Below are 22235 nucleotides of genomic sequence, written 5' to 3' on the forward strand. Positions count from 1 at the left end.
GATTTCTAATAGAAAAAAGCATTTTATTCGCCGCATTCTGGATCCATATCTTCCATAAATTGGTATAAAATCAGCTCCATAATCGCAATGGTTGAAATTCGCGATGTAATATCTAACGCATCTAACTCGATTTCATCAGTAAAAATATATAAATTGATATCGCTCATGTTCTGAATAATATTATTATCTGCGCCTGTTATAGAAATTAGCATCGGCGGCGTTTTGCGCGCTTTCAATTTTTGCGCAGTCTGAATCAGCTCAATATCGTGTCCGCCATATGTCAAAATAAAAACTAAATCATCGGGGCCAATATGTTGCAAAATTGCTTGCCGGTATTGATAATCTTCTGGAAACTCCACTAAAAAGCCACTCATCGTGTACAGATACTTAATATACTGAGCCGCATGTTTACTTAACCCTTTTGCAAAAAAATAAATTTTTGATTTATTCATAAGCTTTCGAGTGATTTTGGTCATCTTTGACGGCTCTAATACACGGACAGACTCTATAATATTTTTCAAATATTCTTCCCGATAATCTTTTTGTTCCACAACGAATGGAGATGGTTTTAGTTCTACTTTGCTTAAAAGAGTAAATTTAAGTACAGTTGTAAATTCGCTATAGCCTGAAAATCCTAATTTGCGAACAAAACGCAGAAATGTCGTGGTGGATACAAAACATTCCGCCGATACCTCACGAATGCTTTGATTTTTAATTGTATTCATATTTTTTACAACGTAATCAAATAAAATTCGTTCATTTCGCGTCAAGGTTGATACATGTTTACTTGAGATTTCAAAAAAATCCATCAATAAGCGCTCCTTTATTTTACGGCTTCAACAAGATGCGTAATTTTGGGAATTTGTTCGGTAATGCAATGAATATTTCCTCCACCAAGCAAAATTTCCCGCGCTGGAATTCCGATAATTTTGCGCGTTGGATATAGTGTTTGGAGAAGTTCCCGCGCCGCTATGTCATTTTCATCATCAAACAAAGGAAATATAATACCACCATTTGCTGTGTAGTAATTCACATAACTAGCTGCCAAACGATCACCAGGTTGTCTTGGAATTGTTCCTTTAATAGCGTCCACGCCTTCACTTTCTTCTCTCGTTATGTACATTGGGGTGGGGCAATATAATTTATGTATGTGAAACTTTCTCCCCTTTGCATCTGTTTCATTTGCGAGCAATTGAAAACATTCTCTTGAAATCTCATATTGCGGATCATTTTTATCATCTGTCCAAGATAAAACAATTTCGCCTGGTGCGGCAAAGTTCACAATATTATCAATATGGCCATTTGTTTCGTCCAAATAAAAACCGTGTGAAAGCCAAATGACTTTTGACACATTAAAATACGTTTTTAAAACGTCTTCAATCTCTGCTTTAGACAAATGTGGGTTACGTCCTTCTGATAACAAACATTCTTCGGTGGTGATGAGCGTTCCGTCGCCGTCTACGTGAACGGAGCAACCTTCTAGCACGAACTTGTCCAAAAAGTAATAATCAATGCCAAATAAATCACTTATCTTCCGGGCCATTTGGTCATCTTTCTCCCACGGAAAGTATAAGCCATCAAGTAGTCCGCCCCATGCATTAAAGCGAAAATCTACAGCACGCATTTTCGTCCGTGCTTCATTTACTAAAAATATTGGGCCGTAATCACGCATCCATGCATCATTATTGCTCATTTCAATGACGCGAATATTGTCTGGTAACATATCACGTGCGTTTGCGTACTGTTCATAAGACACAAACATGGTAACTGGCTCGAACTTGCTAATCGCCACCGCGACATCACGATAACTCTTCTGTGCAGGTTTTCCCCCAAGCCGCCAATTATCGGTTCGTTCTGGCCAAATCATAAGGCAGCCTTCATGTTCTTCAAATTCTCCAGGCATAAAGAATCCGTTTTCATTTGGTGTTTCGTGTTTTAATTTTGCCATGTCCATCCCTCCACATTTCCATTATACAATAAACACGTAAAGCAAAATGGATTTTTAGTGAAAAATATCACTAAAGTCCATTTTGCTTTGTTTTAACCGGCGACAATAATCGTGCCGTCTTCATTTTCAAGAAATTGCCCGATATTTTCAAGCGATGTGATAACTGCCTTACTCATTGGACGTTTCCGGACGAAATCTGTAGCTGCCTCAATTTTTGGTAGCATGCTACCTTTCGCAAATTGATTTTCCTCCATATATTTTTCCAGTTCTGAAACCGTGACTTGCGTCAATTTCTGCTGATTGGGCTGATTGAAGTTCACATACACATTATCGACGCCTGTTAATATAACAAGCAAATCTGCTTCCACCATTTCCGCGAGTTTTAATGAGGCATAATCTTTATCAATAACCGTTTCAACACCGACTAAATCACCGTCATGGTTCACAACGGAAACCCCACCGCCGCCAGCTGAAATCGTCACAATACCGCCCTCAATAAGCTGTTTAATAGCTTTGTGTTCTTTAATCCCAACTGGTTTTGGTGATGGCACAACTTTCCTGTAGCCGCGTCCCGCATCTTCCACAAAAATCGCACCCGTTTCACGCATTTCAATTTCTGCTTCTTCTTTTGTTAAAAAAGGGCCAATTGGTTTTGTTGGATTTTGAAAGGCGCTGTCCTTTTCGTCTACAATGACCTGTGTGATGACCGAAACCGCTTCCTTCTCAATTCCATGTTTGTGAAACGCTTTATCAAGCGCATTTTGCATCCAGTAACCAATACTTCCTTGCGTCATCGCCACACATGAATCGAGCGGCAAAGCAGGGTTCTTTTCCGAATTGCTCGCTTGCTGTTGCAGTAACAAATTACCAACTTGTGGCCCATTACCATGCGAAATAATTAAGTCATCGCCGTTTAAAATGAACTGCACGAGATGTTCGGCTGTTTCTTCCAATGCTTTTTGTTGTGCCTCAGCGCTTGCATCGCTCGATAAGATGGCGTTTCCGCCAAGCGCAACTACAATTTTACGTTTTCCCATCTGCTTTCCTCCTAGATTATCTTGGCACCTGTTGAGTGATACAGTGAATATTTCCACCGCCAAGTAAAATTTCGCGCGCGGGCACGCCAATGATTTCGCGATCTGGATATAGCTCTGAAAGCTTCTGTTTCGCCTCATTGTCTTTCGGGTCACCAAACAGTGGGAATACAACGCCTCCGTTTGCCGTATAATAATTGATATAGCTCGCTGCAAGACGATCACCTGCTACACGTGGTAATGTGCCTTCTACAGCATCTACGCCGTGACTTTCCTCTTCAGTAATTAAAATTGGCTTCGGCACATGGATTTTATGCACAACTAACTTGCGCCCTTTTGCGTCCACTTCCTGTTCAAGGATATCTAGGCATTCCTTGGAGATTTCATATTGTGGATCGCTTTTATCATCCGTCCAAGCAAGCGCAACAACGCCTGGTGCCACGTAATTAAGGATATTGTCAACATGGCCGTTTGTTTCGTCTAAATAAATGCCTCTTTTTAACCAAATAATCTTTTCAAGGTTTAAATATTCTTTTAGCACTTGTTCGATTTGTTCTTTGGAAAGTTGCGGGTTGCGGCCTTCTGAGAGCAAGCATTCTTCGGTTGCAATGAGCGTTCCCTCGCCGTCAACGTGAATCGATCCTCCTTCTAAGACGAAATTGGCTAAACGGTAACGGTCCTTCATTTCGAGTTCAGCGATTTTTTGCGCGACTTGATCATCTTTGTCCCACGGGAAGTAAAGGCCGTCTGTTAGGCCACCCCATGCATTAAAGCTCCAATCGACTGCACGAATATCACCAGCATCATTTTTCACAAAAGTTGGGCCCGAGTCTCTCACCCAAGCATCATCATTATCGATTTCAACAACACGCACCTCATCTGGCAACATATAGCGCGCATTATTAAATTGAGCTGTTGACACGCCAACAGTTACTTGTTCAAATTTTGAAATAGCTGTTGCCACATCTGCAAAAGCCTTTTGAGCGGGCTTAGCGCCATTACGCCAATTGTCCGTGCGTTCTGGCCATAACATATAACAACCTGCATGTCTTTCGAATTCTCCTGGCATTCTAAAACCATCTTTTTTTGGTGAGCTATCAATTGTTTTCACTCGAATTCACTCCCTCTTCCCTATTCTTTTCCTTCTTCTTTCCAGCTACGAAAATACAAATTTCACCAATGACAAATGCGATGATAGAGCCAATTAAAATTGGAATTTTTTCATTTAATTCAGCGCTAGAACCATTTAGAGGAACCGCTGAGAAAATCAGTGTAACGACAAGTAGCACAACTGGAACAAACGTAATCAGTCGTAGCACTACTTTTCCACCAGGTACCTTAAACGGACGCTCGCGGTCCGGATCGATTTTGCGAAGTTTTAAAAATGCCGGGAACATCATAATATATGAAGCTAAAAGGGCCACAACGTTTAATGCGAAAAACGCCCAAAAAATGTTCTCGTTTGGAATGAGTGGCGCAATCACAATTAATACTGAAGCAACAATCCCATTTAAAATGCTTGAGCCAATCGGCATTTCATTTTTCTTATTCACCTTCCCAAATACGCTAGGCAAGTCATTATGCTTCGCTGCATACATCGCTACATAGTTCACACCAAGCGCCCACGAAATTAAGTTTGCAATGAGCGTATACATAAACATAAGCCCAATAATAATGACAAATGGGTTGATGCCGCCAACAAGCATAATGAAACTATCAATTAGTCCGCTAGACGTTGAAAGTTCTGACGTTGGAATGGCTGCCCCCATACCAAATGCTGCTAGCAAATAGAAAAATGCAATTAATATTCCACCGTAAATAATCGCTTGCGGAATTTGTTTTTTCGGATTTTCCATATCGCTCGCAAGCGTCGTCACGACTTCAAATCCTAAAAAGTTAAATAAAATAATAGAAATAAACGATAAACTTTGCAAATCAAAGCTCGGTAGTAACGCTTTCCCAGAAAAATCATTCGCCAAGCCTTTTGTAATCGCAAAATAAATGCCTAGTGCTCCTAAGCTAATCATAATAGCAACCTTACAAAAAGCTGCGACATTCAGTATCCATTTGCTATCGCTCACCGGATAACAACTGATTAAAACAACTAGCCAAACGAAAATAAGTTGAATGAAAATTGAAACTGGCGTACTAATATTCAGCTTAAAAATTTGTCCGCCTACTTCTACGAATAAAACGGCGAGGCTCGCCATCCAAATTGGGTAGTTAATCCAGTAAAACCAGGCAACACGGCCACCCCATTTTCTCCCAAAAGCCCTTTTTACCCAATCATAAATCCCGCCCTCATCATCATACGTTGTCCCAAGTTCTGCGGAAATAAGTCCATATGGCAGGAAAAATAAAATCAAAAGTGCAATCCACCAGAAAAATTGTGATGAACCAATGGCCGCCGCAGGAGCTGCTGACTCCACGACTAAAATAACACAAACCGCCATCAAAACAGCATCAAATAAACGAAATTTCTTTTTCTCCAAAATACCCACTCCTTTTTTTAAGTGGGGGAGAAGGTTGCCCCTCTCCTCCTTGGTTCAAACTATTTTTCTTGTGGCGCATTTCTAAGTAAAAGCTCAAGCTCGGCATCATACACATTTCCTACTTTTTCTGATGCAAAATTCAAGTATGGCTTCATAAAGAAAACGAGAAGCGCACGCATCGCTGTTAACCTGTTTTCTGCCTCATCAATGACAACCGAATAAGAGGCATCAAGCACTTCGTCGGTCACTTCTTCCCCTCTAGTCGCTGGAAGACAATGCATAAATTTCACATCTGGACTCGCCATTTCAATCATTTCTTTGTTCACTTGATACTTCGGATAGAAGACTTTCATACGCTCCTCTTCCGAAAGTTCAGCTTCATACAAACCATACCATACGTCTGTATAAATGAAGTCTGCATCCTGAAGAGCCTCACGAGGATCTTCAGTGATGAGATAGCTACCACCAGAAACCTTGCAATTTTCTTCCGCAATTTTCAAATGATTTTCTTTAAGCTGAAAACCTTTCGGACCATACTGTACAAAATTCATTCCAAGTTTTGTTGCCATAAACATCGTGGACGCACAAACTTGCGTAGCATCGCCCACAAAAACAATTTTGCAATCCTCAATTTTTTTACCCTCAGGTAAATGTTCAAACATCGTAATTGCATCCCCAAGTTCTTGCGTTGGGTGATTGTAGTCACTCATACCATTAATGACTGGAATGGACGCCGTATTCGCCAATTCCTGAACCGTATGATGTCTTTCTACACGAGCCATTAAAATATCTACTAAACGCGATAAAACGCGCGCTGTATCCCCAACCGATTCGTGCCCACCTAATTGAATTTGCCCTGGTGCTAAATACTGTGCGTGCCCACCTAATTGTGTCATCGCCGTTTCAAATGACACGCGTGTCCGTGTTGATGACTGCTCAAAAATCATTCCAAGTGTTTTATGCTTAAGAAGCTGTGGGTAATGTCCATCTTTTATGGATTGCTTCATTTTTAAAGCTATTTCAATCATGAATAGAATTTCTTCTTTTGAAAAATCTTTCGTATCTACAAAATCACGTTTTTTCGTCATCCTTCTCACCTCAAAATTAGATTCTAACGGGCTTTACTCGAGTTTTATTTGCCGCATGTTCATCATAATACAAGCATTTCTAATTTGGAATAGAAAAAAGCGTTTTCAAAACGAAAACGCAAGGCTTGTAACCTGTTACATTTTGCGTAACAGATTACAACGCTAAAAGTGCTGTAAAATTTTTATTTCTTGGTTCAAATAGAATTTGAAGTTTATCAATTTCTGATATAAAGCGTTCGATTGTCCATTTTAATCTCTCTTTTTTTAATGAGTGCTGCTAGCAAAATATCTAATTGTTGGCGCGAAATATGACTATATTTTGACAAAGTTATCTTATTTATAAAAGATGGTATTTGGTAATATCCTTTCTCAATTTTTATGTTCAGTTTTTCACAAATCATTTTTAGCGAACACATAAGTCTTTCTTCTGAGGAGTATTGGTATTTTATTAGTTCATTGTACAGATTCATATTATTAAGTAAAGAAATATCAAGAAACCATTTTAAATACGTCGGCTTATTCGTTGCAAAATTCAGGAAATATTCTCGATAAACGAACACCACTTTTACATCCGTATCGCACACTAACTGAAGATCATTATGAATACTTAGCTCTGACACTTGCTGATTGATGACATCCCCATCTGAAAAGAACAGTATGATTTGTTTGTTTCTACTCTCTAAGTGCATAGTCCCGTCTATCACAATCATAAACTCTTCTTTAAAATACTTCCCCGAAATCATTGTGCTTTTAATCAAATCCATTCGACGAACCCAAGTCGGCTCTGCCTGATTCTTCTCTAAATCCTTTATGACCTTGACTGTTTCTTTATTTTTCATTCTACTCACTCCTATTTTAATTTTTATAACTTAGGATATCAAAAAGCTTCTACTTTATCGTGTATAAACTATACACAACCACTATATTTCTCTAAAAATAATGTGACAAAATTTTCATAAATACGTATACCTCCCCTATGTTAGAAGAACAATTTATCTCCCCTCTTTTTTATAAAACACTAACAGATTCAACTTCAACAAAAGCATCCACATCAGTATTACCAAAAACAGGTGATACGTATTTTAGTCGGACTTGGCACATTATTAGGCGCTCTTGCAATATTCACTCGCAGACAAAGAGAACAAATAAAAATGATTTGCCCTTATTTACATAAATAGAAGCTCTAATTTTGTCTATAAACAAATAAAATGAGATGAATGATAGGTCACTTCACTTTGTTTAATCTCCTTGAAAAATTGCTCTATGCTAATAAATAGCCAAAAGCGACAAGATATAAATCTAATTATGAACGAAAATCACAAAGTTCATCAATTCGTAAAAAAAAGCGATTAGTTATGTCGAATTTACACACGAGTATGTTCTATAACTCTGTTAAGCTTAAACACGTATCCAAGACGAAAAAACTATGTTATTTCTACTGCCAAACGGCATAATCCTTATCTAAGAAATAATGTAACCAAGTTTACACCATAAACATCTTGATTGTAGTACCGGATATTAAGGGATTTAAAATAAATGGGAAAAGGAGAACAAAATGAAAAAAATAGTAGCCACAATATTAGCTTGCTTACTTGCAACTTTTGGCATTAATCCTGGCATGCACGTTCAAGCTGCGGCGACAGATACTGTCAACATTCCAGATCAAAACCTTCTTGAAGGCTTGAAAGACTTATTAGATAAACCATTTGCAACTTCTTTAACAGAAGCTGATTTGGCACAACTTGACAATGCAGCAATTAACTATTCTAATCCAGCTCAAGCTGCTGTTCCTGGACGAGTTTCAGATTTAACAGGGTTAGAATTTGCAACAAACATGACTCAACTGGATATTTCAGCTAGTGATGTGAGTGATATTACCCCCATAATAAATTTACCCAAGCTAAAAAGGATTGTTGGTGTCAATACAGCACTTACCAGTCTAGAAGGCATCCAAAACCTTCCATCACTTGAGCAATTAGAACTCGGTGGTGACTATATTCAAGACTTTTCACCACTACTAGGAGCTAAAAACCTAACCTCTTTCAGCTATGAATCTTACCGCTGGCTTTCTAGCGACTATTCAGCAATTGATGACATTTCTATTCTTGCAGAAATGCCTAATCTTCAAATTCTTAATTTAAATGACAACGAAGTCAGTGATCTTTCTCCATTAAGCGGGAATAGTTCAATTCAAACATTGATTTTAAATAAAAATAATGTACAGCAACTTGCTCCATTGGAAAATATGAATAACTTAGAAGTTTTATATTTAAATCAAAACGATCTTACTTCCTTAGATGACCTAGCAACTTTAGAAGGATTAGAAATCTTATATGCAGATTCTAATCATATTGTAGATGTCTCTTCTCTAAATCATTTATTTAACACAATGATAAAAGGTTCTGACGATTATAAAGGTTTACAAATCAATAATCAAACCATTACTTTACCAGCAATAACTGTTAAACAAGGTGACACTGCCGTTTCCCAAAATCCTACAAAAGGGTTAGATAGTCAAGTGATGGCTGTGCAAAGTGCTTCTAATGAAGGACAAATCTCTAGTGATTCAAAAACTATTTCATGGGATAATATGACAAGTGATACTACTGTCACTTATAACGTGGCTGCTACAGACCAATCAGCAGCTGGCGTAGATTTTTCTTATTCCCTCAAAGTATCACAACCAATTAAGGTTGTAGATGATACTTACAGTGAAGTAACTGTTAACTATGTCGACACCGATGGTAATACGCTTGCTCCGTCCGATACTTTAAGTGGAGTTGTTGGAGATAACTATACTTCTACCGCAAAAGACATCGACGGTTGGATTTTACAAGCCACTCCTGATAATGCAACAGGCGTATTTAGTGACACAGCTCAAACTGTCACTTATGTGTATGAAAAAGAAGTTATCCCTGCTCAAGATGTTACCGTTAAATATGTAGATGGTGATGGCAATGATTTAGCCACTGCTGATACATTAAGTGGAAATATCGGAGATAACTATACTTCTACCGCAAAAGACATCGACGGTTGGATTTTACAAGCCACTCCTGATAATGCAACAGGTCTATTTAGCAACACAGCTCAAACTGTCACTTATGTGTATGAAAAAGAAGTTGTCCCTGCTCAAGATATTACCGTTAAATACGTAGATAGTGATGGCAATGATTTAGCCGCTGCTGATACATTAAGTGGAAATATCGGAGATAACTACACTTCTACCGCAAAAGACATCGACGGTTGGGTTTTACAAACCACTCCTGATAATGCAACAGGTCTATTTAGCGACACAGCTCAAACTGTCACTTACATTTATGAAGAGGCGTCCAATGATGTTATGCCAACTCCTCCTGCCGATGATTCAACGGACAATAATAATGACACAACAGATACAGATGGCAAGATTCCTAGCACAAACATTGATGTACAAGAGAAAAACGTCATCAAAGACCCTACTTCTAACAATCCAGAAAAAGTGAAAACATCACTACCAAAAACAGGTGATTCAGCGGTAGACAGCGGTATTCTAGTCGGACTTGGCGCATTATTATTAGGCGCTCTCGCAGCATTCACTCGCAGACAAAGAAAAACAAAATAAGTATAATTAAGTAAAAATAAATGAAAAACAACTCCCAAAACTTATGGGAGTTGTTTTTTTAGCAATTCGTTTCTAAATACTTCTTAACCTTATTTTTATCTTCTTCTGCAAGCAAATCGATATCTTTTAAAATCGTATAAACATCTTTTTTTGTTGAAATAAAAAAGGAGGTTATTGTGCTTGTAATGATTCCAATTATACCGATTCCAAAAACCATTAGTAGTGAAGCAATCAGACGACCTGTGAAAGTTATTGGTGAAATATCTCCATAGCCAACTGTCGTAATCGTTACGAGTACCCACCAAAAAGCATCTCCGTAGTTATGAATGTTTGGCTCGATTAGATAAATCGGGATAGGTAACATAAGTATCAAAAAAAGAACAAGCAAAAAAATTTTATCTAGGTATTTTTGCTTCATAAAGTGATATATAGGAACAAAATAGCGGCTTCCAATTGTTGTCAGTCTGAGAAGTCGAAACACGCGTAAAATTCGTATTGCTTTAAATGCTGCATCAAATGGAATGATTGCAACAAGTTCAATCCAATGTGTTTTTATGTATTTTTTCTTATCCTTTGCTTTCATTAAAAAATAAATATAATCTACTAAAAACGCACCCCATATAAGCCAGTTTAAAGCAAAAGTAAACTTGTTATTAAATGGCAACAAAATAAGGGAGATTATCACTAAAGCTAGCATTGTAAAATCATAATAAAGTTGTTTCATTTTCTATCATCCCCTCTAGCTGATTACTTTACTAAATTTTTCTTTTCAAACTAAAAAAAACACTGCAGACTGCAGTGTTTTTTAAGTTTATTTCTTCAATCTCTTTTGTCGAATCTGATAGTTTTCATAAATTCCCATTGCAATCACGGCGAATACGACTGGTCCGACTACCATCCAAATAGTATCATTCCAGTTACCGCTCATCGCAGGCTCAATAATTGTGAAAACATTTGAGAATCCAACAATAGCTACGACAATAATTGTCACAATGTACGTGATTGCCTTTGTTTTATACACAACGAAAGGTCGTTCAAGTCCTTCACGATTTTTAAAGAACGGGAATGCAAAGGCTAGAAACACATATGGTAGTGTCATAGAAACATTTGCCATAAGTGTTAGCGTGTTATAGAATGCCGAAGCACTTTTCCCACCGAATGAAACGATGAGCACGATGATAACAACGAGTAAGCACTGCATCCACATTGCAAATTCCGGCATGCCGAATTTGTTGATTTTGCTCATGCGCTTTGGCCAGTACTCGGCTGTACCTTGTACAATGGCTTTTAGCGGTGAATAGATGAGCGTAAAGAACGCACCCGTGTATGCTAAAAACATAGAAAGACCAGTAACTCTTGCGAACCAATTGGCCATTTGCGATGCTGCGTCCGTTGCAAGACCAAGCGCGTTCCCAAATTCTAAACCAAGATTGTACATTAAAACGTATGTAATGTTCCCGTAGTTGACATTGGATCCACTCAAAATTTTATCCCAGTTGGTACTAATTCCCCACATGAAAATTTCTAAAGCATAGCCAATTGAAATAATAAAGGCGGCAATCATAATACCTTTTGGAAAAGTCTTCGTTGGGTTTTTCGTTTGGTCAACTAGGCCGGCTACTGCCTCGGTTCCCCCGTATGCAAATATCGCAAATACGCAGAACGACAAGATAGCAATCGGGCTAAGATAACTTGGGTTTGGCGATACAAGGAAATCTTTTACTCCCGAAATATCTTGCGCAAAATTTCCGCCGTTTAACATTAAAATAAGTAAACTTACGACGATTAAAACGATGTTTAGACCCATAACGGCGATTCCGCCGACAGCCGTTACTTTTGTAATTTGTTTTAAACCTTTTGAAGCTAGTAACGTAACGATAAGCATCCAAACAGCGGCAAGTATCCCGACGGTTTGTGTTGGCGATAAGCCGAAAAGCGACCATGTTTGGGTTTTATCTTCGCCAAATAGGAAGATGGAAAATGGAATCCAAACTTTAGAAGCGGTTCCGACCATCCAAATGACGTAAGAAGTAAACCACATGAAAGTAACGATGAAGGCATAGCGTGGCCCGATGCTATCGTTCATCCATGAATAAATTCCGCCTTTTTCTTTACGGTAAGCGGCTCCGTATTCGGCCATCATAAGCGCAAATGGAATAAAGAAGAAAATTCCGGCTCCAATGTACCATGGAATCGCACTATAACCCATTCGGTAAAAGCCAATTGGACCGTTTGCGAAACCAAATACGGACGTGAAAATCATTAGAATTAAACTAATAAGTCCCATTTTTTTAATTTCATTTGACATAAATCTCATTCCTTTTTGTGTATTATTATACATATAATTACTAATTATTGTATCCCATACTAGAATGTCATTATACCATTAAAAAACAAAAATCCTTTTTAAAAGAACAATTCAAATAGAATGTAAAGTCTGACGTGCGTGACTTTTCCGACAATGATTCGCGAAAAAAAAGCACATTTCAAATCGATAAATGAACACAAAACTAGCCTGATGACTTGTCTGGAACCGCACCGACGTGTATTTTAACGACGAAGATGGCCGTTTGTCATCAGGCTGATGTAAATTTCTCACCGCGCATCACAGTTAGCACCCGCGGATTCGGCAAATATCGTTTGATTTCCTTTAATTTTAAAAGTGTAGGTGTATCGTTGTAGTGTTCAGCAATTCCCATCGCAACCGCGCTACTTCGGCTGACGCCTGCGTTACAATGCACAACAATTTGACCATGATTTGCGTGATGGTCTAAAAAAGAATAAATCGCAGCAGCGTGTCGCTCGTTAAAGAGCTTCATTTCATGTTCTTCTTTTTGGCTTAATCCCCAGTAGTCGTCTTCTTCGTTAATGTCATTAAAGCGCACTTCAAGAATCCCTTCAAATAGCTCAGGATTTTTAAGCGTTTTAAAAGCCAGACCAACATCTGTTATTCGGATTAAAAGCGCATTTTCTGATTTTGGCGTAAACGAAACCGCCATAACTTCTGGGATGGCAATGATAGGCAACTGCAATGGATCGAAATCAATTTGTCGTTTTTCCTTATTCACATAATTCGCCATATAAAACGTGTCCCTTCCACTATTCCTACTCGTATTGTAACATATTTCGCCTTTTTCCACGCTATCATAGCTTTATAGAAAAAAACGTACTTAGCAAAATTCACTAAGTACGTTCCGTTTATTTTTTATTTTGACGGTATAAATCTTTACTTTTAAAGCCCGCCTTTAAAATGGTTTTTGTTTCTTCCAAGCGTTTCTCTTCTGTTGCCGTTTGTTTCGCACTAAAAACATAGCTTGCCCAAGTTTTTTGATAACCCGCAGCAAGTTTTTCATACAGCTCAGAAGCCTCCGCATCGTCCGCAAGTCGCGCTTTTAAATCGGGAATTTTCTCTGCATAATTCGTCTCAGCCTTCGCTGCACTTTTTCCTTTTTCACTGAAAGCTTCCTTCATACCAACAACTGTAAACGTATCATCCATGCTCACCATGCGCGAAAACTTCAAACTACTTTTTGGCAAAAAGCCTTCCTCATCAACTTTAAGCGTTGGCATAATTTCATCACGATGCACAAACGTGTCGTACACCGAATTTCCTTTTTTCGGATATGCCACAAACAAATAGCCCTTCTTGGCCAGGCGGTCGTGCTGAACAACATCGTTTACAAAAGCCTCCATTTCCGCCATCGTTAGCGCAAAACCAAAAATCAAATCGTACTGTTTTTGTTTAAAAGAATGGTCCACGCTAGCCAAAGCATCAAGCTCAATGAAATCCTGTGGCACGTTTAGAACCGCTTTGTTCGCGTATTTCGTTAAATTAAGTTTTTCTACAATCGACTTTGCCATATTATTTGCTCACATGACTTGCGCCAAATTTTTGAACTACTTCCATGACTTCATCACGCTTATCCTCGCGAATGTAAGAAACCATTTTTGGAACCATTGCCATCAAATACTTTTGGTCAAAATCTCCCGAATCTTGTTTGCCAAAGCTCTCGCTAAGAAGCTCCTTCATAGCGGATTCTTTCCCCTTTTCAGTCCGCTCTAAAATAAAATCAAGAAACTTTTGTTGTCCTTCATTCATTGTCAATTCCTCCTTGTGTCTTATGAAATAAGTATAATAATCCAGCGCTTTTTAGGCAAGAAAAAGCCCCTTTCAAAAAACAAAGGGACCCTTTACGCTATTTCATCATCAAAAACGTACTACGAACTTGCTTCATCATTTCAATTCGCTTTTCAGACATATGGTCAGCAGCTTCTGCTGGAATGATGCCTTCAGCCTTTGAGATCTCATATACTTTTCCAATTTGATCATAAATTTCATCAATTTTTTTCTTCGCACGGTTTTCATTGTAGCCAAGCAATTCATCCGCCACATTAATGACGCCGCCAGCATTTACGATATAATCGGGCGCATATAAAATTCCGCGTGCAGAAAGCATTTCGCCATGCGTTTGAATATCAAGCAATTGGTTGTTTGCACTTCCGCAAATCATTTTAAATTTTAAATTTGGTATGGTAACGTCATTTAAAATTCCGCCTAGCGCACACGGGGCAAAAATATCCGCGTCAACCGTATAAATATCATTTGGCAAGACCGCTTCCGCACCAAAATCGCGTACCGCTCGCTCTACCGCGTCTGGGTTAATATCCGTCACGACAAGCTCCGCGCCTTCCGCGCGTAACAGCGCACAAAGCGCGTACGCCACGTTGCCAACACCTTGGACCGCTACTTTCTTCCCAAGTAAAGAATCACTTCCAAAAGCCTCTTTTGCAGTGCGCTTCATTGCTGCATAAACACCCCGCGCTGTCATTGGACTTGGATTACCCGATGAGCCAAACGTTTCAGATATCCCTGTCACATATTTGGTTTCTTCATGAATGTAGTCCATATCTTGAACGGTCGTACCGACATCCTCAGCAATAATGTAACGGCCGTTTAAACTTTCCACATAACGACCTAGCGCACGAAACAACGCTTCGCTTTTGTCCTTTTTCGGATCTCCGATAATGACCGTTTTCCCGCCACCTAAATTGAGCCCCGCAGCTGCATTTTTATACGTCATCCCACGAGCTAGACGAAGCACATCGAGAAGCGCTTCCTCTTCCGTTTCATACGGCCACATCCGACATCCACCAAGCGCTGGTCCGAGTGTCGTATCGTGAATCGCAATAATCGCTTTTAGTCCAGAAGCCTTATCTTGACAAAAAACAACTTGTTCATAATCATATTTTTCCATCTTCTCAAATAACATGATACATTGCCCCCTTTAGTCTAAAACACATGAAACTCAACTCGCTACCCTTATTATACGAATTTTGAAAGCGCTGTAAAAGTTTTTGGATTATTTAAGACGAAATTCATACTTTTTGTTTAAAACAAAAACTTTCGACCTATTTTATTTGTATGCGCTTTCACGAAAGAAAGGACTTTCGTTTTAGTTTCTACGTCGCACAAAGTGCCATAGTTTGAAAATTAATTCGAAGCAGAAAAATAAAAAAGTATTATTGTAAATAAGGAACCCCCACAAATTCTATGCTTTGTAGGGGAAATACATTTTACTAATTAATATTTTAAAGTTTATTTTGGTTATTCCTTTTCTAACGCATCAAAATATACATCCATTTCTTTCTTATTCTGATTAATCTTCCTACATGTACGAAATACAATGAAAATATATAATAAAATTAAAACAGAAGAGATAATGAGTCTAATATTCCGTTTCGTTAAAGACTCCTTTAATTCGACTTGCGTCATCTTATTTAGATAGCCAATATGCTGACTATAAGCATCGTTCACTTTTCTCGTTATAGATTTTGTACTTAGCCCAACAGCATTTTCTAATTCCGGATTCGCTTTTCCATTTTTCTCTCGGAAAGGTATTTCATAAACCGTATCATTATCGTTTTCTCCCTCATTTTTTTCAATCTTTCTAATGTATATATTGCCCGTATTCTCCCACGGAACACTAGCATCATAACCATTATTAAGGAGTACATGAAAAAAAACATCCGTGTCCCAATTAACTTTAGTAACTTTTCGATCATATCTCTCTGGTTCAACCCAAGCATCAATACTATAATCATTTAATGATAATTCATTTCGCCCAAAAAGAGAGTCAAAGTTAAAAGTAATGTTAGGGTTCAACTTTTTCCAATCTTTATCATACTTCAATTGTAAAAAATAATGTGTTCGCTCTTTTGCACCTGCATGTTCAAGCCAGTAACTATGCTTAATAGATGAATAATTAAATAGCCCTAACATGAATAAAAATATCAAGCTGACTAACGAAAGTAACATAACTTTTTTATTCATATTCCACCCACTCATTATTATGATTTTGTATGTTTTGAAAGAAATCAGCAGCAACTTTCCTATCTTCAATTGTTATATTTTGCGTTTTTGTATTATGCATATGCTCTTGATATTGCAAAACTAAACAATCCATTCCATTATCATAAGAACCTTTACCTAAATTCATAATAAACTCATCAGCTCGGTTTGTTTCACCCGCACTGATTTCAGAATAGTAATCATTAACTACAGTAATTATAGATTGTTTGCTACCCCATGTTAACAGCAACTAAATCCACTTTATAATCATCTATACACTACGTTAGCATTAACATTTGTTTATCATCTCACAATTCGATATACCGCATAACAATAAAACAAAACTAATATTTTGTAAAGCAAATCATTTTATTTTTCATTTTTAAAACCCACAGAGCAAATTCTCCGTGGGTTTACACCTACTTTTCCAAAAACCTTACTTGCTCTGTAATCTCAATATCAGGGTGCATGCTTTTCGCGACGGGGCAAGCGTCTTTCACGAGATGCACCGTTTTTTCAGCCTTTTGTTGGAATTCCGCTGCCACTTTTACTTCGAACTGCACATTAATCTTTTTAATCACGTGCACCGGCTGCTCTAAATCTTGCTCGTAGTCCACATCAACTTCCAAATCTTCGAACGGAATCCGCTTCTTCTCAAGCAACTTCGCGTACACGTAGACGCTACAAGCCGCGACAGCCGCCACCGTAATTTGCACCGGTGAAAAACCTTCTTCTTTGATTAAAGGCCAGTTCCCAGTCTCGTGTAAAAGTTCCACTTTCTTTCCTACTTTTTTTAAATACAATCCAAACCCCTCCAAATCCCGACTAAATAAGTAAGAATAATTATACCGCTAGTTGCTTCGCCTGTCAAAAAAAGCAGCTAAGCTTTTACGCCTAGCCGCCTTCATTTTATTCTGTGACAACAGCATAGATGCCGTCGCGTTCCGAGTACTCAAGCTTAAGCCCCATATTCGGATCCATGTGCGCGAAATGTTCCGCCCAGTAGCGAATCGCTTGAATAAGTGAGAAATGGTCTAATTGCTGAATCACACGGTCATTTTGAATGACGTCAGCGCCAAACCCAATTTTATCATCATAGGTTAGCGCGACTTGTACATCATCGAGCGTTAAACCTTTTTCGTGCGTGAAGAAGGCGATAACCGCGTTTGAAATATTTCCTTCATCAAGGATTTCTTCTCGCGTACTTGTTCCTGCTTGAATCGTTTCATGCTGAACATCGGCATGGTTGCCGCGACTAGACTCCACCACTGGTTCCGCATGGCGATTTTTTCGTTTACTAAACAACATCATTACTAGACGAATAATTAAAATAATCGCTAGAATGTTAATCATTAAACCTAAAATGTTTCCAAATGCGCCCATTCCAGAAAGCAGACCGCCAAATAATAAACCAGCGATTCCGCCCATCATTAAGCCGCCCATAAGTCCTCCGCCGCTGAAAAACCCTCGTTTACCAGCATTCGCATTCGTTTGCGAGCGGTTTACATTTGAACGATTAATTCCGTTGTTATTTGACTTAAACGATCTAACTGGCGAGCGGTAGCCCCTTGCGTCCGCCTCTTTCACTTGCGAATATTGTGCAGGAACTAGGTTGTCAACAATCGTACCTCCTACTGGCGTAAAGATTAAGCCAGCTGCTAATAATACAGAAACTAATTTTTTCACACTCTTCCTCCTTCTTTTGCGTACAAAAAGACCTTACGAAATAAACGTAAGGTCTTGCAAACAATTTAAAATTGCTAACTATGCCGGGCATAAAATCCGGATTGACGACATAGCTATGACTGCTACTCCCCTTAAGCGGGATTTTCTTATGAACTTAACTACAACTATACACGTTTCTAAAGCAAATTTCAAGATGAATGATCACGAAGAGACACTGGTTTGTCTAAAACTTCTTTCGCAATCATGGCACGCTTCAAATTTATGCTTGAAAGTTTTTGTCGATGTGAACGATGCGTTTCAAATCCACTTCTCGTCACATTAATATCTTCAATAGTCGACTCGCGCTCCATTTGTTTTCGCGCACGCTCCGCTTGTTTTTTAGCCGCAACATCTACTTTCGCTGTTTGAACTTGCGGTGCGCTTGTATAAGTCCCACTTGTTACAGCGGGTTTTGCTTTCGGGCTCGGTTTTGAATGAGTTTTCATCGCATCACGATATTCATTCCGCGCCTCATTCATTGCTTGCCTCATCTTACTTTGCGGAGCTTTTCCAGTTCCAGCTTTCCGCTTACTTTCAGCCTCTTTTTTAGCATGCCTAGCAAGCAAGACGCCACCTACCATGATAATCAGTGGTAAAAAGCCCATCAAGTCGCTAATGAAATCCATTGGATCAAAAGACATATTAGGCACCTACTTTCCTATCAACCGATTGGTTTGTCGTCGCCAGCAATTGTTTCGCGCATACTTGTATCCGCTTGAACGTTCTCCATCTTATAGTAATCCATGACCCCTAGTTTTCCTGCCTCAAAAGCACTTGCAATCGCTCTAGGAACTTCGGCTTCTGCTGCCACAACGGCTGCACGATTTTCTTGTTCCAGCGCAATCGCTTCCGCTTTACGTTTCGAAGCCGCCGCCTGAGCAACTTCCATATCAGCATTTGCTTTTTCAATATCAAGTTTTGCTTTAATATTGTCCCCGATACGCATTTCCGCAATATCAATGGATAAAATTGTATATGCTGTCCCGTCTCCAAGCCCTTGCTCCTGAACTTTTTTCGAGATGCTATTTGGGTTTTCTAAAACATCTGTATGTTCACGCGTTTCACCGACTGTTGATACAACTGCTTCACCGACACGGGCGATAACAGTATCTTCACCGGCACCACCGACGATACGTTCAATATTAGATTGCACCGTAATTTGCGTAATAACTTTTACTTCAACCCCGTTTTGCGCTACACCTGTAAATTCAGGTGTACGAATAACTTTTGGCGTTACGGAAGTTTGAACCGCTTCTAAAACGTCACGACCTGCTAAATCAATGGCAGCCGCACGACTAAAATCAAGCTCAATATTTGCGCGATGAGCCGCAATAAGGGCATCAACCGTATTATCAACGTCACCACCTGCTAAATAGTGGCTTTCCAATTGGTTAACTTCAAGTTCAAGTCCAGCTTTTACAGCTTTAATAAGTGGTTTCACAACTCGCGACGGAACAACACGACGTAAGCGCATTCCGATAAGCGTTCCAAGCCCTACCGACACTCGCGCGGAGATTGCACTAATCCAAAGCCCCACTGGTACTAGTGTAAAGAAAATAATTAAAACTAGAATAATAAGTACTGCAATAATAATTGGTCCTGCATACATCATCTACTTCGCCTCCATTTTTAGTTCTTCTACAAGCAAATAGCCAAAATCAATTCCAACTACTATAATTGGCGTCCGAACGTCCAAATAACCATTTTCAAGTCTCGCCTCATATACTTTGCCTTCAATCTCAACACGCCCAATCGGCTTCATCGTTGTCACAGCAATACCAGACTTTCCATAAACCTTATCTCGTAGCGCTTTCATTCTTTCAATTTCTTTATCCTCTAAAACGCCACGATGAACGAGTCCCCAAGAGTCTCCGTATACTAGCTCGTCTTCTGAAAAATTGTGCGTCATTTGTGTCACCCTCTTTCATCAAGGTCATGCGCAACTGCTATACCTTTACCATACCTTAATTACCATTCATTTACAATTATTTTTTTGTAAAAAAGCTCCTTTCTTGTAATTTAATTAACGCCAATAAATAGTTAACTGAAAATTTTTGCTTATAAAATAATTATAGCTGACCTAACGTTTATTTTCCAACGTCTAGGAAAGTATGGCTTATCCGTCTTAGGACTGATTCGTATGGGAGTGATTGGGAGGGGCAGAAGGTTAAGTTTGGTGAGAAAGCCGTCTGAATGGCAGCTCTTGATGCGCGGGGGAATTTTATGGACTTCGTTCGGTCTTATATTGCGTTTCTAAACGCTAAAGCGTTAAGAAACGCAATAAAACCCATCCACAAAGTGGATGGGTAGTTTTTAGCTTAAAGTCGTATGTAGATTATTTTACTGCTTCTTTAAGCGCTTTACCAGGTTTGAATGCTGGTACTTTACTTGCTGGAATGTCGATTTCTTCTTTAGTACGTGGGTTGCGACCTTTACGAGCAGCACGTTCACGAACTTCGAAGTTACCGAAACCGATTAATTGAACTTTTTCACCTTTAGAAAGGTTTTCTTGAATAGTTTCAAATAATGCTTCTACAGCTTTCGCAGCATCTTTTTTAGAAAGTTCAGCTTTTTCAGCTACACTGTTTACTAAATCTGTTTTGTTTGCCATTTTTGTTTCACCTCCCTCAAAAGAATAATCCAAAATAATCAGGTCTTAATTATTACTTGGACGTTCCTTTTCCCAAAATCACTTTAAGGCTTAAGAAAAATCTTTGAAGAATTAAGACCGAAACGGCTTAAATGCAAGCCTTTGCAGTAATTCTGATAAAAGATTATCACATAATCCCCGCGACTGCAAGGATTTATGCCAAATTGACACTATTTCTTAACATTTCAAACATAATACATTACGCTTAAAACGTGATAGTATCAATCTGTTACACATAATACTAACTTGGAAGACCTATAATAGCAAGCGAAATCATCGCTTGGAACGAAAATAGTTCTTTTTCCTCATAAAAACAAAGCAAAAATATGTCTGTTACCTGAAAAATCTAGGTTTCTTCGCCTAGTTTAATACAAAAGCATATTTTGTAAACACGCTTTCATATCGCTATTAATGCCAATTCCTTCTTCAATGAATGCCTCTACAGAACCATACTTCTTTTCCATTTCTGTAAACGCAATTTCCAGATAGCTCGGCTTCGCTTCTGCCATTGGTCGAATGGCATCTAGCTCAAGCGGGACGTCATTTCCAGTGAACGCTTTAATTAAATCAACCATTTCGCTTAAAATCTCGTCCGTATACTGGTTTGTAAGCTCATAATCGTTAAAAATCGTTTTCTCTGGAACGTCTAGTACTTTTAATAAAAGGGCGCCTAAAACGCCTGTACGGTCCTTTCCGGCGGTACAGTGGAATAAAAATGGTGTTTGACGTGTGAGAATTTGTTCGAAAATTTCGCGATAGCTACCGAGCGACGTTGCAAAAACTTTATAGCTTTCCCCCATCAGCGGTTCATAAATCGCGCTATCCGTTGGTAAATCTAACTTTTGTTTTTCCGCTGGTTCATTTTTAGCTGTACCAATTGGGATATTGAGATTTGGAATGTTGGGGATTTCAGGCGTTTGTTGTGCGGTCACTTCGGTTGTGCTACGCAAATCGCAAATCCATTTGATGCCAAGCTGTTCAATTTGTGCTATGTCATTTTTGGTGAGACCTGCTAAATTGCCAGAGCGATACAGTGCCCCCCACTTTACCTGCTTGCCGTTTTCATTCATGTAGCCGCCTAAATCGCGGAAATTAAACGTACCTTCAAAGTTTAGAATCCGCTGGGTTGAAACGGTTATCTCACCATTCGGTTGTTCTAAAATAAAATAGGGACGTGTCTTTGTTTCAGACGTGTAGGCGATAGTTTCTGGAACCGCTGTCAAGGTTGCAATTTGGCGGCTCGCCTTTGTTTTTTCAGGCTTTGTATCGACGTACAAAATGGAGCCGTTTTCAATTTTTTCATCAAAAGTAATGTTGTATTGTTTTTCTTCCTGAATGACTAACATTT

23 protein-coding genes are annotated in these 22235 nt (G+C 38.9%); 1 reads left to right on the forward strand and 22 read right to left on the reverse strand.

Features of this window, described 5'->3' with window-relative positions; translation table 11 throughout:
* Positions 1–23: 23 nt before the first annotated feature.
* The 7 genes from CFS04_RS03085 to CFS04_RS03115 all read right to left on the reverse strand — a co-directional run bounded on the left by CFS04_RS03085 (position 24) and on the right by CFS04_RS03115 (position 7401).
* On the reverse strand, positions 24–809 hold the full coding sequence (locus CFS04_RS03085; protein WP_088809154.1) for a MurR/RpiR family transcriptional regulator: 786 nt from the start codon (positions 807–809) through the stop codon (positions 24–26).
* A gap of 14 nt (positions 810–823) precedes the next feature.
* Positions 824–1948: an agmatine deiminase gene (gene aguA, locus CFS04_RS03090; protein WP_088809155.1), complete on the reverse strand. Its 1125-nt coding sequence runs from the start codon at positions 1946–1948 to the stop codon at positions 824–826.
* A 92-nt stretch (positions 1949–2040) separates the two neighbouring features.
* On the reverse strand, positions 2041–2985 hold the full coding sequence (arcC, locus tag CFS04_RS03095; protein ID WP_088809156.1) for a carbamate kinase: 945 nt from the start codon (positions 2983–2985) through the stop codon (positions 2041–2043).
* Between the two features lie 16 nt (positions 2986–3001).
* Entirely contained in the window at positions 3002–4093 is a 1092-nt protein-coding gene (gene aguA, locus CFS04_RS03100) for an agmatine deiminase (RefSeq protein ID WP_088809157.1), read from the reverse strand.
* Positions 4080–5477 (reverse strand): APC family permease, encoded by a 1398-nt coding sequence (locus CFS04_RS03105; RefSeq protein WP_088809447.1) that lies wholly within the window; start codon positions 5475–5477, stop codon positions 4080–4082. Before CFS04_RS03105 ends, aguA (CFS04_RS03100) begins: the two co-directional genes overlap by 14 nt.
* Positions 5478–5533: 56 nt before the next feature.
* Complete coding sequence (ptcA, locus tag CFS04_RS03110) at positions 5534–6562, reverse strand: putrescine carbamoyltransferase (RefSeq protein ID WP_088809158.1); 1029 nt, start codon at positions 6560–6562, stop codon at positions 5534–5536.
* 215 nt (positions 6563–6777) lie between these two features.
* A complete protein-coding gene (locus tag CFS04_RS03115) occupies positions 6778–7401 on the reverse strand; it encodes a Crp/Fnr family transcriptional regulator (RefSeq protein WP_088809159.1) in 624 nt (207 codons plus the stop codon).
* Between the two features lie 716 nt (positions 7402–8117).
* Here CFS04_RS03115 and CFS04_RS03120 point away from each other — a divergent pair.
* Positions 8118–10163 (forward strand): MucBP domain-containing protein, encoded by a 2046-nt coding sequence (locus tag CFS04_RS03120; RefSeq protein WP_088809160.1) that lies wholly within the window; start codon positions 8118–8120, stop codon positions 10161–10163.
* 58 nt (positions 10164–10221) lie between these two features.
* Here CFS04_RS03120 and CFS04_RS03125 read toward each other — a convergent pair whose 3' ends face one another.
* From CFS04_RS03125 to CFS04_RS03195, 15 genes are all read right to left on the reverse strand, one after another.
* On the reverse strand, positions 10222–10887 hold the full coding sequence (locus tag CFS04_RS03125) for a potassium channel family protein (protein ID WP_088809161.1): 666 nt from the start codon (positions 10885–10887) through the stop codon (positions 10222–10224).
* A gap of 87 nt (positions 10888–10974) precedes the next feature.
* Complete coding sequence (yjeM, locus tag CFS04_RS03130) at positions 10975–12471, reverse strand: glutamate/gamma-aminobutyrate family transporter YjeM (RefSeq protein ID WP_088809162.1); 1497 nt, start codon at positions 12469–12471, stop codon at positions 10975–10977.
* A gap of 268 nt (positions 12472–12739) precedes the next feature.
* The gene (locus CFS04_RS03135; RefSeq protein ID WP_088809163.1) at positions 12740–13243 is read right to left on the reverse strand and encodes a dual specificity protein phosphatase family protein; all 504 of its coding nucleotides are present in this window, start codon (positions 13241–13243) and stop codon (positions 12740–12742) included.
* 118 nt (positions 13244–13361) lie between these two features.
* On the reverse strand, positions 13362–14024 hold the full coding sequence (locus CFS04_RS03140) for a YdeI/OmpD-associated family protein (protein ID WP_088809164.1): 663 nt from the start codon (positions 14022–14024) through the stop codon (positions 13362–13364).
* 1 nt (position 14025) lies between these two features.
* A complete protein-coding gene (locus CFS04_RS03145; protein ID WP_088809165.1) occupies positions 14026–14262 on the reverse strand; it encodes a hypothetical protein in 237 nt (78 codons plus the stop codon).
* 97 nt (positions 14263–14359) lie between these two features.
* Positions 14360–15433: a Glu/Leu/Phe/Val dehydrogenase dimerization domain-containing protein gene (locus CFS04_RS03150; RefSeq protein ID WP_088809166.1), complete on the reverse strand. Its 1074-nt coding sequence runs from the start codon at positions 15431–15433 to the stop codon at positions 14360–14362.
* 335 nt (positions 15434–15768) lie between these two features.
* Entirely contained in the window at positions 15769–16494 is a 726-nt protein-coding gene (locus tag CFS04_RS03155; protein WP_088809167.1) for a hypothetical protein, read from the reverse strand.
* Positions 16487–16762, reverse strand: a complete 276-nt coding sequence (locus tag CFS04_RS03160) for a hypothetical protein (RefSeq protein WP_088809168.1) — start codon at positions 16760–16762, stop codon at positions 16487–16489. The genes CFS04_RS03155 and CFS04_RS03160 overlap by 8 nt, the downstream gene beginning before the upstream one ends.
* A 169-nt stretch (positions 16763–16931) precedes the next feature.
* A complete protein-coding gene (locus CFS04_RS03165) occupies positions 16932–17315 on the reverse strand; it encodes an OsmC family protein (protein ID WP_088809169.1) in 384 nt (127 codons plus the stop codon).
* A gap of 106 nt (positions 17316–17421) precedes the next feature.
* Complete coding sequence (locus tag CFS04_RS03170) at positions 17422–18198, reverse strand: DUF2653 family protein (protein ID WP_088809170.1); 777 nt, start codon at positions 18196–18198, stop codon at positions 17422–17424.
* 188 nt (positions 18199–18386) lie between these two features.
* Positions 18387–18878 (reverse strand): hypothetical protein, encoded by a 492-nt coding sequence (locus CFS04_RS03175; protein ID WP_088809171.1) that lies wholly within the window; start codon positions 18876–18878, stop codon positions 18387–18389.
* 20 nt (positions 18879–18898) lie between these two features.
* Complete coding sequence (floA, locus tag CFS04_RS03180) at positions 18899–19849, reverse strand: flotillin-like protein FloA (RefSeq protein WP_088809172.1); 951 nt, start codon at positions 19847–19849, stop codon at positions 18899–18901.
* Entirely contained in the window at positions 19850–20146 is a 297-nt protein-coding gene (locus CFS04_RS03185) for an NfeD family protein (RefSeq protein ID WP_088809173.1), read from the reverse strand.
* Positions 20147–20572: 426 nt separating this feature from the next.
* Positions 20573–20848 carry an HU family DNA-binding protein gene (locus CFS04_RS03190; protein WP_088809174.1) on the reverse strand — a complete coding sequence of 92 codons (276 nt, stop codon included), beginning with the start codon at positions 20846–20848 and terminating at the stop codon, positions 20573–20575.
* A 404-nt stretch (positions 20849–21252) separates the two neighbouring features.
* The gene (locus CFS04_RS03195; protein WP_088809175.1) at positions 21253–22233 is read right to left on the reverse strand and encodes a tyrosine-protein phosphatase; all 981 of its coding nucleotides are present in this window, start codon (positions 22231–22233) and stop codon (positions 21253–21255) included.
* Positions 22234–22235: the final 2 nt, after the last annotated feature.

The organism is Listeria sp. ILCC796, from assembly GCF_900186175.1.
Taxonomy (GTDB): domain Bacteria; phylum Bacillota; class Bacilli; order Lactobacillales; family Listeriaceae; genus Listeria; species Listeria goaensis.

Bases quoted from the DNA above. Each gene is read 5' to 3' on its own strand.
- CFS04_RS03120 (WP_088809160.1), top strand. From the start codon at position 8,118: ATGAAAAAAATAGTAGCCACAATATTAGCTTGCTTACTTGCAACTTTT.
- CFS04_RS03085 (WP_088809154.1), bottom strand. From the start codon at position 809: ATGGATTTTTTTGAAATCTCAAGTAAACATGTATCAACCTTGACGCGA.
- CFS04_RS03125 (WP_088809161.1), bottom strand. From the start codon at position 10,887: ATGAAACAACTTTATTATGATTTTACAATGCTAGCTTTAGTGATAATC.
- CFS04_RS03150 (WP_088809166.1), bottom strand. From the start codon at position 15,433: ATGTTATTTGAGAAGATGGAAAAATATGATTATGAACAAGTTGTTTTT.
- CFS04_RS03155 (WP_088809167.1), bottom strand. From the start codon at position 16,494: ATGAATAAAAAAGTTATGTTACTTTCGTTAGTCAGCTTGATATTTTTA.
- CFS04_RS03175 (WP_088809171.1), bottom strand. From the start codon at position 18,878: ATGTCTTTTGATCCAATGGATTTCATTAGCGACTTGATGGGCTTTTTA.
- CFS04_RS03115 (WP_088809159.1), bottom strand. From the start codon at position 7,401: ATGAAAAATAAAGAAACAGTCAAGGTCATAAAGGATTTAGAGAAGAAT.
- aguA (WP_088809155.1), bottom strand. From the start codon at position 1,948: ATGGCAAAATTAAAACACGAAACACCAAATGAAAACGGATTCTTTATG.
- CFS04_RS03195 (WP_088809175.1), bottom strand. From the start codon at position 22,233: ATGTTAGTCATTCAGGAAGAAAAACAATACAACATTACTTTTGATGAA.
- CFS04_RS03190 (WP_088809174.1), bottom strand. From the start codon at position 20,848: ATGGCAAACAAAACAGATTTAGTAAACAGTGTAGCTGAAAAAGCTGAA.
- CFS04_RS03135 (WP_088809163.1), bottom strand. From the start codon at position 13,243: ATGGCGAATTATGTGAATAAGGAAAAACGACAAATTGATTTCGATCCA.
- arcC (WP_088809156.1), bottom strand. From the start codon at position 2,985: ATGGGAAAACGTAAAATTGTAGTTGCGCTTGGCGGAAACGCCATCTTA.
- CFS04_RS03185 (WP_088809173.1), bottom strand. From the start codon at position 20,146: ATGACGCACAATTTTTCAGAAGACGAGCTAGTATACGGAGACTCTTGG.
- yjeM (WP_088809162.1), bottom strand. From the start codon at position 12,471: ATGTCAAATGAAATTAAAAAAATGGGACTTATTAGTTTAATTCTAATG.
- CFS04_RS03140 (WP_088809164.1), bottom strand. From the start codon at position 14,024: ATGGCAAAGTCGATTGTAGAAAAACTTAATTTAACGAAATACGCGAAC.
- ptcA (WP_088809158.1), bottom strand. From the start codon at position 6,562: ATGACGAAAAAACGTGATTTTGTAGATACGAAAGATTTTTCAAAAGAA.
- CFS04_RS03145 (WP_088809165.1), bottom strand. From the start codon at position 14,262: ATGAATGAAGGACAACAAAAGTTTCTTGATTTTATTTTAGAGCGGACT.
- floA (WP_088809172.1), bottom strand. From the start codon at position 19,849: ATGATGTATGCAGGACCAATTATTATTGCAGTACTTATTATTCTAGTT.